The organism is Agarivorans sp. MS3-6 (genome assembly GCF_054112545.1).
The window spans coordinates 1850643-1866463 of record NZ_CM134202.1; the positions used below are offsets into that span (position 1 = coordinate 1850643).

The following is a 15821-nucleotide window of genomic DNA, read 5'->3' on the forward strand; positions in this document are numbered from 1 at the left end:
CCAAATTTCTTGATTAAGCAAGCAAAGGAATAGTCGATGAAAGGTATACCAGATATCACTGTTAGCGCAGTGTGTATTGCTTTGTCCCTTATGTCATTTTCTAGCGCCTCACAAGACAATCAATCGATCGTTATTGCCACCACTCCCGCAGCGGGGAGCGCAGCCGGCCCCTTTTTCAATCACCAACAGCAGTTAGCAAAGCGGCCCGGTTATCGAGCCCAGTTATTATTGCAAGCGGGTGAGCGGTGCCATGCCGATATAAATTTTTTGATAGTGCCTTGGAAAAGAGCGCTGGCGTTGGTTGAACATGGCGGTGCAGATGCGGCTTTTTCTTCTAGCTATAAAGCAGAGCGAGCAGTCTATGGGGCTTACCCTATGAAAAACGGTAAGCCAGATACCTATAGGGCAATTAGAGGCTATTCTTACCTACTATTCACCCATAAAAACAGCGACTTAAGCTGGGACGGTAAAAAAATAAGTGGAGCGGAAAGGAAAATCGCAGTAGAACGAGGTTCGGCTGGCGTAGACATTGTCAAAAGTCATAATTTGGACCCCGTTGAGTTAACCGACGAATCACAAATGCTAGACATGCTAGCAGCCAAGCGCGTGGACGGTATGGTCGCTATAGATGGGAACGTTGAAGCCGTAATTGCCCTAGATCCGCTACTAGCTCGTCAAATAAAGGCTCAACAGCCGCCGCTCCAATCAAAACACGGCTATTTGATGTTTTCTAAAGCGTATTATTTAGCGCATACCACACTCAGCGAATGTGTTTGGAATGCGGTGGGAGATATACGAGCCTCTGCGGACTATAAGGCGCTAGTTAAATCTTACAATAACGGGCAATAAACTCGCAGTGCCGCAAGCTATTAGCCGCTGAATAGTAGCAACGCTACAGCCTATTTAAGCAAAGCTTAATTTTTATTGTAAGCCAATATCTCGCTAATTAACTCAGGAGAGAATAGCGATTTAGACAGATACTGCTGTGCCCCTGATTTAGCCACCAAAATTAGCCCTAACTCAGTGTCTATTACCCGTTCAACATCAGCCCATAATAAGGTGGTTTGTGTATAAGGGTTCTGAGTTTTCACCCCTTCAGCATCGATGCTTAGTTTCACTTCACTGTCAGCACTTCTTCCCCACATTTGCCGTGTTAACCACCAAGCGCGTCGAAATCGAATATGCACTAGCTCTAGCACTGACATGGCAATTAGCAAGTTGCCCAGCACCTTGGGCTGCTCAGTAAAGAACACTAAGCCCACGCCACCCACAAACAATACCGCCGGAAATAGGTAATTGGGTTTGGCATTTTTGCCATAGGGTAAAGACTGATCAAAGCACTCAGCAAGGTATGCGCGAGATAAGGTAAATTGAGTATTATAAGCCTGCATTGCCACCACTGCTTGGGTCTGAACATTCGCCTTATTGTAAGGGTTTTCAATGTTATTTCATTGAGAATCAGTGTATTTCTGCAATATGCAGCAGCCGTGCTTCATTACGTTGCACAAAACCGCGAACTCAGCCATTTACCGAACACGTTTAAGCATACTGGCTTAACAGCCAAATAATGCCAACCGTGTTGCTTAGCTGAATAGCGATTACTCGCCTAACAGTGGCAAGTGTTTAACTTTTTGATAAGTGAACGCTAGTGTTATGCAGTGCTTGATGGCGGCTTCGGGTAGTACTTCATCCAGCGTTAGCACTATCGCTCTATTGCCCTGAAACGTTAGCTGGTCGCGATACAATTCTCGAAAGGTATCAAGCAACCGAGTTTGGCAGTTAAAGAATAAATAGTAATGGTGTGGGGTTTTCGGCTTCCAGTCAATACGCATTGGGCTACCAGATTTAACAGCAAAACTAGGCTCGCCCCATTTGAGCGTTTCGTTTACTTCACCTAAATCTAGCTCAGCAGCGGTATTCAAAATCAACGCCCTAAGATAAACAAGTTTGGCGCTCACTTCATCGGGATATTGATTAATCTTGAGTAATACTGCTTGCTCCATTGAGCCCCCACTCTTCACACTTTAGCACTCCCCTCATTTTTTGTTTTGGCTCTGCAACATCAAACTGCGCTTATGCTGTTATGTTCGCCAACAGCGCCTGTACTTCATTCACCTTAGTTGGCCTCACTATACGGGCGATCTCATGGCCACCTTTTAGCAAAATTAAGGTAGGCCAAAGTTTCACCTTAAACGAACGTCCTAAACGCTTACCCTTACCGTCAAACACCTTAATATGCGGTAAATCTGAGTTGGATAATACCTGTTCAACAGCAGCTGCAGCAGCTTTGCAATGGCCGCACCAAGGCGCACCAAATTCTAACACCGCATAAGCGGTAAGTTCTGCTAGTTGCTCTTCGCTTGGGGCTTCTTCGTGATACTCTGGGTTAAAACCCACTTGGCATGCATTCATGTTATCTCTACCAGTTTGAATAAAAATAAGAGGGCGAGTTACATGAGTAAAATCACCATTCTCTCTGCACTAAATATAGTGACTAACGCGCGACTTTGGAACGACATAGTGGAAGGTTGTTAGCCTTATTTTGCTGCATGTATTTCCCAAGCGCTTACAACGAGTGAAAGCTTTAAGCTTTTATTCTTCATTCTTCACATCATGATTAATGATAAGAAGGCGCATCGGGCTTGCTCCCCCTCATGCACACTCTCTGCACGTAACACCACTGTCGTTTGTTATAAACACCGACCAGTGGACAAAAAGTGTACCCAATCTGCTCTGCCTTGCTTTTTAGCTGCACATGTCGCTTCGTGAACATCATAAGTCACTTTATGAAACACAATGTCCCATTTTCCATCTGACTTTTTCTGCAATGTTGCATAAGAAGCTTTTGATGAATAATTTTGCATAGAGTGAATAGTCGGCTCATCATCAGTGTATGCTTGCAGCCCTACACTTCCAGGATTAATGACTATCTGTCCGGTCGATAATTCGACACACCTTGGGATATGAGTATGACCACAAAGAACGATTGGCGAAGATACACCATCTAATAATTTTATTACTTCACAATCAGCACGAACCACTGGCTTACCAGTCACTACATTTTCTAATAAATACACAAGATCATCATTAGGTGTTCCATGACACGCATAAATATCAGGGCTTACTTGCGAATCAAATGGTAACTGCTTCATCCATTCTAATGGTGACTTGCCCAAATCAGTTAAGATAAATTGCATTGTTGGGTTTAAGTCTATTTCAGCTTTGTTCGCCTCATAAATCTGCCGATCTTGATTACCTGAAATTGTTACAGCATTTAAAGACAACAAGTAATCGTAGGTCTCTCTTGGAGCTATTGGGCCATATAGAATATCTCCGAGATTAATAAAAGTGGTCACCCCTTTTGCTTTTGCGTCATCCACAACAGCTTTAAGTGCAAACACATTGCTATGGATATCAGACAATACTGCAAATTTCCCCACTAAAATCTCCTTGTGCTGATGCCGCTCATTATATCGATAACTCTAGAGGTGAACCTATATTTCACCGTTCCACCCGGCTTATAGTCGTTCCATCTACAAATTTATCAGAAAATCAAAATGCTTGGCTAGCCACCTTTGCCGCCTTTATGAAACAAAAAACTCAAGAGGGTAGCAAGGCTTTAGCGAGAATAGCGCCGGCTGAGTCAATCAATCTAGATATGAAGGATTCAACCCTTCAAGTCTGATTTAGAGATTTGCGTCGATATCACTAATCTTGTCGTTCATTCGAACAAATACAAAGGCTTAAGTGATGAAAAAAGTACGATTTGGCGTTATCGGAAATATGGGCCCTGAAGCAGATGCTCTATTTCAGGATATTGTTGCAAAAAAAGAAATAGAACATGGAGCTCTTAAAGATCAAGACCATATGGGAATGATCGTCGTGAAGAATCCCGATATTCCAGATCGCTCTGAAGCGATCAACGAGGGCGGAAAAGACCCAGTTCCTGAATTGCTAGAATCGGCACGAATTTTAGAGCGCAACAACGTTCAATTCGCAGTAATGACATGTAATACCGCGCACTACTTCAGAAATGAAGTCCAAAAACACACCAATGTATATCTAGTAGACATGCTCAAGACCACTGTCGACCTGATTAAACAAAATAATGCAGAATCAATAGTCGGTATCTTATGCACCAACGGTACTTATAACTCATGTATTTACGACCGATATTTGAAAGACGCTAACTTAGCATTCATCAAGCCGGCTGAATGTGAACAAGAGCATTATGTTCACAGTGCCATATACGGAGAGACTACTGGCAAGAAAACCATTTCTGGTCAAGACCTTAGACAAAATAATGGGATCAAATCAGGGGAATTCTAGCACAATGCGGCCCTGCTTTCTAAAGCGATTCAAGCCTTAGTCGATCAGGGGGTTAGCACCGTTATTTTGGGCTGCACCGAGTTACCATTAGTACGAGATATTCTACAAAAGAATTTCGCTAACGTGACTTTTATCGATCCAATGGAAGCTGTAGCTGACAGAGTCGTAGACATTTACAAAGCGGTTGAGCAGCGCCTCAATACGACCAATAATTTTCTTCAAGTTAACAATATTGAGAACATCCATAGCGTTGAAGACACTGTAAATTATATCTTAAGTCAAATAGCCAATGACTCAAGAGTTCTTCCAATGATGAATGATCAAAAAATTGCGTAAATAGCGTAAAACATTTTTCACGACAAGAGAAATAGCGCGAGTTTATTTATTCATACTACTACGACACTTGCTTGCCAAGGGTCTTTCATTCAAGTTTTCTATGCCGATATTAATCGGTAGGTATAGACTTTGGCATGTTACGCGTGGGGAACATATTACCGTTTTAGTTTGCTAAATTCACACCGTTTTATACGACATTGTAATATAAAAAGAATAGTTTATGATATTTATCAGAAAGTATAACTATTCTTGGCAAAGGAGCTGCTCATTACATCTATTAGAATAGCATTTACTGATTTCCCCGGCCCTTTCAATCCGGATAGGATTTTAGCCTTACTTAAACAAAACTATACTGTCACAGTCGACCAGGAAAACCCTGATTATGTAATATATTCAGTTTTTGGTTATGATTATATGCAATATGATAAAGCTGTACGGATTTTCTTCACAGGTGAAAATGTAATTCCTGATTTTAACCTTTGTGATTATGCTTTTGGTTATAGTTGGATTGAATTTGGGGATCGTTATTACAGATGTCCTAACTACCAACTTTATGACCAATATAAAGACTTGCTTAATCGAAAGAGTTCTGTTCAAGCAGATAATATTCTTGAATATGAAAAACCTAAGTTTTGTAATTTTATTTATACTAATGGTGATGGCCATCCAATACGTGACGAATTCTTTCATCATTTAAGCGCTATTAAAAGTGTCGATTCTGTAGGTAAACATTTACGTAATGTTCAAGATACTATTGGAACGCCTTATCATGGTGATTGGACAAAGCCTAAAATTGATTTTCAGAAACGTTACAGGTTTACAATAGCTTTTGAGAATTCTACGTCTCCAGGTTACACCACTGAAAAGCTTATTCATGCGTTATCTGCTGACACTATACCTATCTATTGGGGTAACCCGCTAGTAGGTAGAGAATTTAATACAAAACGCTTTATTAATTGCCACGATTTCAACTCACTCGAAGAAGTCGCAAATCAGGTTATGCAACTTGAAAATAATCCGGCGCTTTTAGAAAGTATGTTAAGAGAACCTTTTTTCCCGGATAATAAACCAACTATAGGATTAAATGACGAAGATATTCTTGCTCAATTTAATCTGATATTTGAACAAGAACACTCTCTGGCCTTTCGTCGTAATTTTCACTATTTTGGTGAAATTTATGAAAAACAAAGAGCTCAAGAGGTCAATACATTTAAATTTGTCAATAGTGAGAATCTCCGCGGAAAAATAGTCAGAGGTATTAGAACTTTATCTAGTCAATTTTAAATTCATATATTAGTTCCCATGTGGACCCCGGGGTGAGAGCGTGAATGCTCATTTTTTTCCCACCAAGTTGAATCCAGCCCCAAAACCTTCTCAAGATAGGCGCTGTTCATTGCCGCAACCTTTTGTTTGCGCCGAATGCTGGCCTTTTGGGTTTACTCAGCCTTCAGCATGTTCAATGCAACATGCGGCATGTTCTCTGCGGCAGAGTGCATAGCACCAGATATCTCATACTCAATGTTACACGACCAGTCGGTCGTGATTAACCGGAGTATGCTGCATGAACCCTAGCCAACAACATCGTTATAATGCTTTATATAAACAACAGCTTACCAATTTAACCTTACAAGGGAAACGCCCTGCTACCATTGATGCGTATTCACATGCGGTACGTCGTATGACAGGTAATACCGCGCACTACTTCAGAAATGAAGTCCAAAAACACACCAATGTATATCTAGTAGACATGCTCAAGACCACTGTCGACCTGATTAAACAAAATAATGCAGAATCAATAGTCGGTATCTTATGCACCAACGGTACTTATAACTCATGTATTTACGACCGATATTTGAAAGACGCTAACTTAGCATTCATCAAGCCGGCTGAATGTGAACAAGAGCATTATGTTCACAGTGCCATATACGGAGAGACTACTGGCAAGAAAACCATTTCTGGTCAAGACCTTAGACAAAATAATGGGATCAAATCAGGGGAATTCGAGCACAATGCGGCCCTGCTTTCTAAAGCGATTCAAGCCTTAGTCGATCAGGGGGTTAGCACCGTTATTTTGGGCTGCACCGAGTTACCATTAGTACGAGATATTCTACAAAAGAATTTCGCTAACGTGACTTTTATCGATCCAATGGAAGCTGTAGCTGACAGAGTCGTAGACATTTACAAAGCGGTTGAGCAGCGCCTCAATACGACCAATAATTTTTATCAAGTTAACAATATTGAGAACATCCATAACGTTGAAGACACTGTAAATTATATCTTAAGTCAAATAGCCAATGACTCAAGAGTTCTTCCAATGATGAATGATCAAAAAATTGCGTAAATAGCGTAAAGGTCATTGGTTAACATTGTGGCTAGGGAAAGCCGATTTATTCCTTTCGAATGACCCGTTAACCAACAATACAGATGGCTGAAACTTCAGCGGTTCAAGCATAATCTCACCACCGAAAGCGGTCTATATAGTCCGTTTCTAACACTATTGGCGTACACCTAGCCAGTTTATTTTGATTAATTTTCAATCACACTTGGCACAAACAGCAGCATTATGTAGAATAGCGCCGCACAGAAGTTAGACTCGCGTCACAAAAATCGGTTGGACCAGTAATAAGGACTTTGTAGTAAATGAAACATCTTAAGCAGTATTTGCTCATTAGCTTAGCCACCATAGCTTCAGTGCTGATGTCACTAAGTAGCCATGCTAGCATTCTTGGACTCGCCGGTAATTACAACACTTTTATCTTTAATGACTTCTCTGGTAGTTCTGATACTGAAGGCCGCTTAGCCGTCGGCGGAAATGCCCACTTACAAAACTACAGTGTTGGTGACAAACTTGGCACAAGCAGTGATCAAGTGGTGTTAACAGTAGCAGGAAATTTACAAGCAGACTACGGCCGAGTCTACGGTGCCGCAGAGGTAGGCGGTAGCGCAAATGTTACCCAAGCACATGGCTATGCCGATGGCGGCATCTCTGAAAATAGCCACATTGCTATCGATTTTGCTGCAGAACATACTTACCTGAATGGCGTGAGTAATCAGTTAAGTAGCCTATCGTCTAACGGCAATGTACTCCAGCAATGGGGTGGCCTTTATTTAAGCGGTGATGGTCAAAGCCAACAACAGGTATTTGAATTAGATGGCAATGACCTGCTTAATGCGCATACTTTCGAAGTGAGCAATCTTGCTGACGATGCTGAGATTATCTTTAATATTTCAGGAGATAGCGCCGGACTAAGCAATATGAGTATGGCCTCTTTGCTACCCTCTCGAGATAAAGTATTGTTTAACTTTTATGAGGCCACTGAATTACTGTTGTCAGGAATCAGTGTTGAAGGCAGCATATTAGCGCCCTTGGCCAATGTTCAAGATCCCCAAGGCGTGATCAATGGCACCGTGATCGCAGCGTCTTGGGATGGCGCCATGCAGCAAAATCATGTGCCTTATACTGCAACACCACCTCCGAGTAGCGTTCCCGAACCAGGGTCTGTCTTGCTGTTTGCAGCCGCTATTTTTTTACTCGCTTGGCAACGCCGCTTTAGCCTGAGTAAATAGCTTAACCATAAAAAAACGGACCGCTAGGTCCGTTATTGAATGGCAAGTACGTAAGCTTAGTTGGGGGTGAAGTTAAACTTTTGCCCGCCAATCGCGGCTTCATACATTAGGCCGCCTTTCGCTAAAGTAAATACCGCATAACCACTCACGTAGTGGGCTTTTGATTGGGTACTCCCCGCAGCAGCTCCGGCGCCAGAAGTGCCCGCTTGCGCTGAAGCACCGGCAGTTAAGGCTACTGCGCTAGCTTGGGCGGCAAATTCAAAGCTGCCACTGGTAAATTCGTCGTAAGCACGCTTATCTTGTAAGAAGACAATTTGGCTAAATGCTTGGCCACCTAATTGAAAGCCAAGAGTCACTTGGCCCATATTTACAGAGCCCGTTGGCATACCACCTAAGTAAACTTGCCCCTCACCGTAGGCACCACCAATGCCAATACCGCCTTTACCAATGGTAGGAAATACGGCGTACCCATAGGCGCCATTAAAAAATTCTGCGGTTCGGTCTGATTTTTTGAACTGCTGAATTGTGGTTTGGTAATCGTCTGCGAATGCTTGAAAGCTTAACGCGAGAACACCAACACATAGTGCCAACCATTTCTTCATAGATAAACGTCCTTAGGCTTTAAATAATCAATAAGCAGCATACACGATGTCTATGACATTCGGTATGCTGTATATAATGTATTCAACGTGCCAACACCACTCACTTAGCTAGGTTGGTATAAACGATAGCGTGTTTGGTATCGGTAAGTTTCGCCCGGCGCTAACCAGCAGCTTTTATGTGGCCAATCTGGGCGGTTTGGCGAATCAGGTAGAAATTGGGTTTCTAAGGCCACACCGCTATGTGCTTGGTAGATCTCGCCGTTATGGCCAGGGTTCCCCTTTAAGAAGTTGCCGGTATAAAGCTGAATAGCCGGTTTGTCGGTATACACCTCCATCGCAAGCGATTGGTCATCTGCCACTATGCGAGCTACCGCTTTGCCTTTTTCGACCACATCTGCTTGCAGCAAGTAGCTATGGTCGTAACCCCCTACTAACGCTTGATGTTCATCTTTAAGCAGATCTTCGGCAATGGTTTTGCTTTGTCTAAAATCAAAGCTGGTATCGGCGACAGTATGTAATCCATCAAGTGGAATACCATCGCTGGCTACCGGTAGATATTGGTCAGCGGCGATAAACAGTTGGTGTTGCAAAATAGTTGAGCTCGCGGCATTTAGGTTAAAGTAACTGTGGTCAGTTAAGTTAACAGGGCAGGTTTGATCTACCGTGGCTGAATAATCCATCACTAATTGGTTATCGTCATCTAAGGTGTAATCAAGCTGAGCTTGCAGGTTACCGGGAAAACCCATTTCACCGTCGGGTGATTGAATAGTGAAACGCACTTTGTTATCGGCTAATAATTCACCCTGCCAGTCACGGTGGCTAAGATCATTGGCGCCATGTAATTGGTGCATATCTTGGTTGGCGGTTAATATAAACTCTTCACCTTGAAAGCCAATTTTAGCTTGATTAATACGGTTCGCATAACGGCCAACCGTGGCGCCTAAATAAGCATTTTGCTTGAAGTAATCATCAAAGCTATCACAGCCCAATACCACTTGACGTAGCTCACCACTGTTTAACTTAATCTTGAGGCTAGCTAAGGTCGCTCCCCATGCTAATACAACGGCTTCGCTCCCTTGGTTATTTTTCAGGGTAAACGTTTGCCCAGTCAGGTCCTGTTGTATTGTTGGCATGAAGAACTCCTAGATAATTAGCACGAAGATAGACGAATGCGTTTCAATAAACGCTGAGAATTGCAGATAAAGCCCGCATGTTAACAGCGAACATTGACTGCGATTAAAACAAGATAATTGATTTATTCAACAATTCTACCTAAGTACAAAAATCATAATAGGCTTAACAAGAGATTTGTGAGGAGCGTCTACTTATGATTAGATGCTTTAGCACTTGTTTCATAGCTCATCTCACTTACCTTTATAATACGCCAACCCCACCAATAAGGATGCCCCTTGCTAGTCTCAACGTTTCATCGATGTTTTGTCGCTGTTTGTATACTGCTTCTTAGCGCTTGCTCTACTGGCTATCATGGCTCTTTTGTAGAACGTAGCTTTTATCAGGGTGATATAACAGGTTTGATTTTGCTTGGACCGGCACAAGCTGAACACTGCCAAAGCTATGCCTTGTACCTGTTTCCATTAAAACATAGCCCGTCGACTCAGTTGGCGATAAAGCAAGCTAAACGCTCGCAGCCTAATACAGTAATGTTGGCCGATATTAGCATTAGCGATACCACCCATTGGAAAATCGGCTACGCCCAAAAGTGCATCAATGTGACAGCCGATGCTTATGGAAAGCCGCCCTCAACGAGCAATGGTTAGTGTAGCTTTATCCACAAAGGACTTTGCTCACTGGGAGTGTCAGGATGTAAATAGGGAGTATCAAGTTTAATGACTCGACGATGTTTTAGTTTTTCTACCAAGCTATCGTAAGCATAACGACTAAACAATTCGTCAAAGCTGCCATCATCAATAGCGGCCCAAAGACCCTGTTCTATTCTTGTCGCAAGTTGCTGGTTGTTGGTATTTACAAAAAAATAAATCGGTGCTCGATAACTTAAAACCAAATTAGGCTCTGCCACAAAATCTTGTTCTCGGTGCTGCTGTAACTCATGATAAATATCACTCACACCACGCGGAAAATAATCAAAGCGCTGACGCTGTAACATGCCAAACAAACCATCGTAGTTGATCCCTTTAATCACATTAAGGCCATTAGCCTCCAATATCTGATTATCAGGCCAGCCTCTTCCTTGCCCTGCACTAAAGTTACTTAAATCTTGCAGTGTTTTAACCTGCGCAAAACGCTCGGTATCTTGACGACGGATCATCAGTAAACGTTGCCCCAGCAAACCCTTTAGTAAAGGGATACGAATTGGCAAAAAATCATCCTCTCGCTTGGCCGAACTCATTGTCCAAACTACGTCTATTCCTTGGTTTTCTCGTAGTTGTTGTAATGAGCGCTCTTGAGTCATTCTCACGTTATTGGGCGTGAGTTTATAGTTACCGTATGCAGCCTGAGTTTTATCTAAGGCGAGTGTGAGTAATTCTATAAAGTAAGCGCTGCGATAATCTTTATAGCTTTCAGGGCTAACATGCCGCACCAATAGTGGATCTTGTCCGCGGGCAAAAGCCGAAGGAAAACTAAGCACAATACCGAGCAGTGCAACCAAAAAACACTTCATCTATTTAAGCGACTAAGTAAGTAAAACAATACCAAAATATAACAAAATTTAATGACCCGTTTACTTACTTACCACTCATAACCTTTAGATAGAATAAAATTTAGTCATCTTTCTAGATAAATAAAGTGAGAAAAATAGGCGTTTGTGAAAGGGATATCAGTGAATAGTAAAGCGGTAATAACGCACCCTGTTCTTCAACATCATCAATACTCATCAATCGCTGATACAAAAAAAGCCTCGTCATTACTGACGAGACTTTAAAGTGTAGTCGGTGATGAGCCAAGGCTAGAAGACGAACTCCCGACTTAACAAACACAAATTTGGCATACCGCTTAAAAGTAAAAAGCCCGCTCAATGAGCAGGCCTTTTGTAATCTGGTCGGTGATGAGCCAAGGCTAGCAGACGAACTCCCGACTTAACAAACACAAATTTGGCATACCGCTTAAAAGTAAAAAGCCCGCTCAATGAGCAGGCCTTTGTAATGTGGTCGGTGATGAGCCAAGGCTAGAAGACGAACTCCCGACTTAACAAACACAAATTTGGCACACCGCTTAAAAGTAAAAAGCCCGCTCAATGAGCAGGCCTTTTGTAATGTGGTCGGTGATGAGCCAAGGCTAGAAGACGAACTCCCGACTTAACAAACACAAATTTGGCACACCGCTTAAAAGTAAAAAGCCCGCTCAATGAGCAGGCCTTTTGTAATGTGGTCGGTGATGAGCCAAGGCTAGAAGACGAACTCCCGACTTAACAAACACAAATTTGGCACACCGCTTAAAAGTAAAAAGCCCGCTCAATGAGCAGGCCTTTTGTAATGTGGTCGGTGATGAGCCAAGGCTAGAAGACGAACTCCCGACTTAACAAACACAAATTTGGCACACCGCTTAAAAGTAAAAAGCCCGCTCAATGAGCAGGCCTTTTGTAATGTGGTCGGTGATGAGCCAAGGCTAGAAGACGAACTCCCGACTTAACAAACACAAATTTGGCACACCGCTTAAAAGTAAAAAGCCCGCTCAATGAGCAGGCCTTTTGTAATGTGGTCGGTGATGAGAGATTCGAACTCCCGACCCTCTGGTCCCAAACCAGATGCGCTACCAAGCTGCGCTAATCACCGTTATGTTCTTGGTATTTACCAAAGTTACCCTCTGGTCCCACTCTTTATGAGCTTCGCGACGATGCGCTACCAAGCTGCGTTTAACGTCGATTAAGTTACTTTTTGGATGAATCCAGCGCCTAACTTTAGCACTTTAGATTAACGATATTCGCTAATCTGAATATGGGGTGAGTAATGGGGCTTGAACCCACGACAACCGGAATCACAATCCGGGGCTCTACCAACTGAGCTATACCCACCATAGAGTTTTCGAGCATCTTCCGAAGTAATGGCGCACCCGACAGGAGTCGAACCTGTGACCTTCGCCTCCGGAGGGCGACGCTCTATCCAGCTGAGCTACGGGTGCTCAATGCTGGCGGAGGCGTATATTATGGCTTTCGCCGCGCCCTGTCCAGACTTTTTAGAAAAAAAATGGTAATTGCGGATTTTTCCTACAAATGATGAAAAATCTCGCAATTTCAACGCGCAGTAAGCCGCATAAACGACGTAAGCGTAGTTTAGTCTAAAGGCCTAAAACCCGCGTAAGCGATCCCACTTAAATGTGCCATCTCTCGATGCCAAGTCGCTAAATCATTTTTATTAAACTGATTGAGGTGATCATGGCCACAGGCGCGGGCCATTACCTGCATTAATTCCACTGAAGCATTAAAGAAATTACTCAATTGCTGCGCTGATTTTTCTACATTGAGCCGTTGGCGTAAATCTGCGTTTTGGGTGGCTATCCCCGCTGGGCAGTTATTGGTATTGCATATCCTTGCTGCCACGCAACCTATTGATTGCATAGCGCTGTTAGATATAGCAATCCCATCTGCGCCTAGCGCCATAGCTTTCACAAAATCCATGGGTAAGCGCAACCCACCAGTAATAATTAAGCTCACTCTGCCACTCGCGCCCTGTTGATCGAGGTAGCGGCGCGCTCTCGCTAAAGCAGGAATAGTGGGCACACTGATATGGTCGCGAAAAATTTCAGGCGCAGCGCCAGTGCCACCGCCCCTGCCATCGAGAATGATATAGTCTGCACTCGCATCTAGTGCAAACTGAATGTCTCGCTCAATATGATTTGCGCTCAGCTTAAAACCAATCGGGATCCCTCCGCTGACTTCTCTTACCCTGTCGGCAAAATACTTAAAATCTTTGGCACTGTGTAAGTCTTCAAAGGTAGGAGGCGAGATAGCCGCTTGCCCTTCTGGTATGCCTCTAACTAAAGATATTTTGCCTTGATTTTTATTTCCGGGAAGGTGCCCACCGGTGCCTGTTTTGGCGCCTTGACCACCTTTGAAATGAAAAGCCTGCACCTTTTCTAGCAGCGATTCTTGGTAGCCAAATTTGGCACTAGCGAGTTCATACAAATAACGAGAATTTTGCTGTTGCTCTTCAGCTAACATGCCTCCTTCCCCCGAACAAATACCGGTACCAGCAAGTTCAGCGCCTTTGGCTAAGGCGGTTTTGGCTTCTTCTGATAACGCGCCAAAACTCATATCTGAGACAAACAAGGGGATGTTAAGCGCTAAGGGTTTCGCCGCCTCTGGGCCAATCACTAACTTGGTACCTACCGACTGGTTTTCAAATAGCGGCTTAGTGGCCATTTGTGCCACCATAATCTGAATCTCGTCCCACTGTGGTAATAAGTGTCTGGGTACACCCATCGACGTCATCGCACCATGGTGGCCCAGCTGCGATAAGCCTTCGCGGGCTAATTGATGAATAAACGCCACGGTCGGTTCTTCAGCGGTAGGAGTCGCTTGCGGAACAGTATCTTTAACCGTAATGTCTGGAACTTCTTGGCCAAGTTGCTCGGCACTGATCTGTTTGTGGCTACCATCACAAAAGGGGCTATTACTGGTGGTTTTACAGGCGCATAAATAGGCGTCGCCCGATTGTTCAGCAGTAAATGCTTTAGGCTTAAGCCCTGTTCCGGCGTGGCTACCATCGCAAAAAGGTTGGGATTTAGAACGACCACAACTACAGAAGTAGTATTGATCACCTTTAACTAAACTGACTTTTTTCGGTTTGTTGTCAGCGATAATAGCCTTACTCATAAGGACTCCTAGCTTTTGATATGCCAAGCCAACTGGCCTTGCTTGCTATCCATTAGCTTAGACGTTTTTTTGTGCACTTAGCTTAAATTATATCGGCTGCGGTAAATTGGCTTTTAAAGGTGAAGGCAAAGGGACTTTCACCATGCGTTCTAAGATGATCTAAACGCTCTAACGCTTCTTCTAAGCTTGGCTGATGGTTGGCTTCAACCCACCAAAGTACATAAGTCGCTAAGGGCTGTTTTTCAAACCATTCGGCGCGCCGTTTCATCATATCGATATGATGGGTTTTAAACATAAATTGCTGCAAACTCGCCACCGATTGCCACACTGACATATTCACGATCATTCTAGGATTGGCAAATGCCTGAATCTCGGTGGCATTACCGCTGTCGTCTTTTAGCCGCCATATAAATCCGTCACAGGCTTCGGCGATAGCATTAATAGGCTCAAGATTATCAACAAAATCTTTTAGCAAAGGGGAATCTAAATCATCTCGGGCGGTGGCGATATTAAGTTGAGCTAGTTGCATTGTTTCTCCTTAGTGAGCACTTCTTCAATGATTAAACGCATAGGCACATCAATGATGCCTTTGTTTTCACGCCGCTCTTGCTCAGCCACAAACCCCCAAGCTTGATACATCGCTTTTGCCCCAAGTGAGGCATTGACGGTAAATTCACCTTGATTGCCATTAGCTAAGCAAACCGCTTTAGCCTGTTGCCACAACTTACCCGCTAAACCTTGACCTTGAGCAAGCTCGGCCACAAATAGGTGATAAAGGTGGGTATTATCTCGCGTCGCCACCACGCCCAACAATTGGGGCTGACCATACTCGTAAAACTGCTCAGCTAAGTGATAACAAAAGCCCTGCTTAATATAGGAGACGATCGACTGTTCTGTCATCGCTGCTAACAAACATTGGCTACCGGCTTCAGTAAAGTCTTGCACTAAAAAGCGTTGTGCTAATTGCGTTAACAATGCACTGATAGCACTGGCATCGTCTAGCTTGGCTAAGCGGATTTTTATATTTTGATTCACTCAACAACCTCCGCGCGACTTAGATACACCCATATAGTAAACAACAGCTTAAACCGATGACTCGCGACGATAATGTTCACTTATGCTGCTGATATAACTAAGTGGTGAACAATTATTTAGTTTATACCCTAATATCTAGTTTTCCCTCTTGTCTGGTAAAT

At 43.3% G+C, this 15821-nt stretch carries 15 protein-coding genes, 3 tRNA genes and 2 pseudogenes; 6 read left to right on the top strand and 14 right to left on the bottom strand.

The features are described from left to right. Positions 1–36: 36 nt before the first annotated feature. The gene (locus ACVFI8_RS08350) at positions 37–849 is read left to right on the top strand and encodes a substrate-binding periplasmic protein (protein ID WP_248713924.1); all 813 of its coding nucleotides are present in this window, start codon (positions 37–39) and stop codon (positions 847–849) included. 65 nt (positions 850–914) lie between these two features. On the opposite strand, the gene ACVFI8_RS08355 is transcribed toward ACVFI8_RS08350, so the two are convergent. From ACVFI8_RS08355 to ACVFI8_RS08370, 4 genes are all read right to left on the bottom strand, one after another. Beyond that, on the bottom strand, positions 915–1391 hold the full coding sequence (locus ACVFI8_RS08355; protein ID WP_248713923.1) for a YcxB family protein: 477 nt from the start codon (positions 1389–1391) through the stop codon (positions 915–917). Between the two features lie 207 nt (positions 1392–1598). Further along, the gene (locus ACVFI8_RS08360; protein WP_457873589.1) at positions 1599–2003 is read right to left on the bottom strand and encodes a DUF1801 domain-containing protein; all 405 of its coding nucleotides are present in this window, start codon (positions 2001–2003) and stop codon (positions 1599–1601) included. A gap of 70 nt (positions 2004–2073) precedes the next feature. Further along, complete coding sequence (locus ACVFI8_RS08365) at positions 2074–2412, bottom strand: thioredoxin family protein (protein ID WP_457873590.1); 339 nt, start codon at positions 2410–2412, stop codon at positions 2074–2076. Positions 2413–2690: 278 nt separating this feature from the next. Continuing rightward, positions 2691–3440, bottom strand: a complete 750-nt coding sequence (locus ACVFI8_RS08370) for a metallophosphoesterase family protein (RefSeq protein WP_248713920.1) — start codon at positions 3438–3440, stop codon at positions 2691–2693. A 310-nt stretch (positions 3441–3750) separates the two neighbouring features. On the opposite strand from ACVFI8_RS08370, the pseudogene ACVFI8_RS08375 reads away from it, so the two are divergent. Together ACVFI8_RS08375 and ACVFI8_RS08380 are read left to right on the top strand one after the other, a co-directional pair. Continuing rightward, positions 3751–4665: pseudogene (locus ACVFI8_RS08375) on the top strand (aspartate/glutamate racemase family protein). Positions 4666–4914: 249 nt separating this feature from the next. After that, positions 4915–5949: a glycosyltransferase family 10 domain-containing protein gene (locus ACVFI8_RS08380; protein WP_457873591.1), complete on the top strand. Its 1035-nt coding sequence runs from the start codon at positions 4915–4917 to the stop codon at positions 5947–5949. Between the two features lie 48 nt (positions 5950–5997). On the opposite strand, the pseudogene ACVFI8_RS08385 reads toward ACVFI8_RS08380, so the two are convergent. After that, a pseudogene (locus tag ACVFI8_RS08385) lies at positions 5998–6134 on the bottom strand (ISAs1 family transposase); the annotation flags it as partial. A 92-nt stretch (positions 6135–6226) separates the two neighbouring features. Here ACVFI8_RS08385 and ACVFI8_RS08390 point away from each other — a divergent pair. Together ACVFI8_RS08390 and ACVFI8_RS08395 are read left to right on the top strand one after the other, a co-directional pair. Further along, positions 6227–7006: an aspartate/glutamate racemase family protein gene (locus ACVFI8_RS08390; RefSeq protein WP_457873592.1), complete on the top strand. Its 780-nt coding sequence runs from the start codon at positions 6227–6229 to the stop codon at positions 7004–7006. Positions 7007–7305: 299 nt separating this feature from the next. After that, positions 7306–8232: a choice-of-anchor A family protein gene (locus ACVFI8_RS08395; protein WP_457873593.1), complete on the top strand. Its 927-nt coding sequence runs from the start codon at positions 7306–7308 to the stop codon at positions 8230–8232. A gap of 56 nt (positions 8233–8288) precedes the next feature. Here the strand turns inward: ACVFI8_RS08395 and ACVFI8_RS08400 are convergent, their stop codons facing one another. Together ACVFI8_RS08400 and galM are read right to left on the bottom strand one after the other, a co-directional pair. Continuing rightward, positions 8289–8834, bottom strand: a complete 546-nt coding sequence (locus ACVFI8_RS08400; RefSeq protein ID WP_248713915.1) for a YSC84-related protein — start codon at positions 8832–8834, stop codon at positions 8289–8291. 104 nt (positions 8835–8938) lie between these two features. Beyond that, positions 8939–9967, bottom strand: a complete 1029-nt coding sequence (galM, locus tag ACVFI8_RS08405; RefSeq protein WP_248713914.1) for a galactose-1-epimerase — start codon at positions 9965–9967, stop codon at positions 8939–8941. Between the two features lie 276 nt (positions 9968–10243). Here galM and ACVFI8_RS08410 point away from each other — a divergent pair, with 276 nt between their 5' ends. Then, positions 10244–10612 (top strand): hypothetical protein, encoded by a 369-nt coding sequence (locus ACVFI8_RS08410; protein ID WP_457873594.1) that lies wholly within the window; start codon positions 10244–10246, stop codon positions 10610–10612. Here the strand turns inward: ACVFI8_RS08410 and ACVFI8_RS08415 are convergent. From ACVFI8_RS08415 to ACVFI8_RS08445, 7 genes are all read right to left on the bottom strand, one after another. Then, positions 10609–11475, bottom strand: coding sequence for a hypothetical protein (locus tag ACVFI8_RS08415; protein ID WP_457873595.1), 867 nt, complete (start codon positions 11473–11475; stop codon positions 10609–10611). The two genes, ACVFI8_RS08410 and ACVFI8_RS08415, sit on opposite strands and share 4 nt — an antisense overlap. Before the next feature lie 1034 nt (positions 11476–12509). Then, positions 12510–12586: transfer RNA gene (locus tag ACVFI8_RS08420), tRNA-Pro, on the bottom strand. Positions 12587–12749: 163 nt separating this feature from the next. Further along, positions 12750–12825: transfer RNA gene (locus ACVFI8_RS08425), tRNA-His, on the bottom strand. Between the two features lie 30 nt (positions 12826–12855). Further along, a tRNA-Arg gene (locus ACVFI8_RS08430) sits at positions 12856–12932 on the bottom strand. 151 nt (positions 12933–13083) lie between these two features. Further along, a complete protein-coding gene (locus ACVFI8_RS08435; RefSeq protein ID WP_248713911.1) occupies positions 13084–14625 on the bottom strand; it encodes a glutamate synthase-related protein in 1542 nt (513 codons plus the stop codon). Between the two features lie 82 nt (positions 14626–14707). Further along, positions 14708–15154: a DUF3291 domain-containing protein gene (locus tag ACVFI8_RS08440; protein WP_248713910.1), complete on the bottom strand. Its 447-nt coding sequence runs from the start codon at positions 15152–15154 to the stop codon at positions 14708–14710. Further along, positions 15145–15660, bottom strand: coding sequence for a GNAT family N-acetyltransferase (locus ACVFI8_RS08445; protein ID WP_248713909.1), 516 nt, complete (start codon positions 15658–15660; stop codon positions 15145–15147). The genes ACVFI8_RS08440 and ACVFI8_RS08445 overlap by 10 nt, the downstream gene beginning before the upstream one ends. Positions 15661–15821 lie beyond the last annotated feature (161 nt).

Coding starts and splice junctions, on each gene's coding strand:
- ACVFI8_RS08365 (WP_457873590.1), bottom strand. CDS start 2,412: ATGAATGCATGCCAAGTGGGTTTTAACCCAGAGTATCACGAAGAAGCC.
- ACVFI8_RS08415 (WP_457873595.1), bottom strand. CDS start 11,475: ATGAAGTGTTTTTTGGTTGCACTGCTCGGTATTGTGCTTAGTTTTCCT.
- ACVFI8_RS08440 (WP_248713910.1), bottom strand. CDS start 15,154: ATGCAACTAGCTCAACTTAATATCGCCACCGCCCGAGATGATTTAGAT.
- ACVFI8_RS08350 (WP_248713924.1), top strand. CDS start 37: ATGAAAGGTATACCAGATATCACTGTTAGCGCAGTGTGTATTGCTTTG.
- galM (WP_248713914.1), bottom strand. CDS start 9,967: ATGCCAACAATACAACAGGACCTGACTGGGCAAACGTTTACCCTGAAA.
- ACVFI8_RS08390 (WP_457873592.1), top strand. CDS start 6,227: ATGAACCCTAGCCAACAACATCGTTATAATGCTTTATATAAACAACAG.
- ACVFI8_RS08400 (WP_248713915.1), bottom strand. CDS start 8,834: ATGAAGAAATGGTTGGCACTATGTGTTGGTGTTCTCGCGTTAAGCTTT.
- ACVFI8_RS08395 (WP_457873593.1), top strand. CDS start 7,306: ATGAAACATCTTAAGCAGTATTTGCTCATTAGCTTAGCCACCATAGCT.
- ACVFI8_RS08435 (WP_248713911.1), bottom strand. CDS start 14,625: ATGAGTAAGGCTATTATCGCTGACAACAAACCGAAAAAAGTCAGTTTA.
- ACVFI8_RS08355 (WP_248713923.1), bottom strand. CDS start 1,391: ATGCAGGCTTATAATACTCAATTTACCTTATCTCGCGCATACCTTGCT.
- ACVFI8_RS08360 (WP_457873589.1), bottom strand. CDS start 2,003: ATGGAGCAAGCAGTATTACTCAAGATTAATCAATATCCCGATGAAGTG.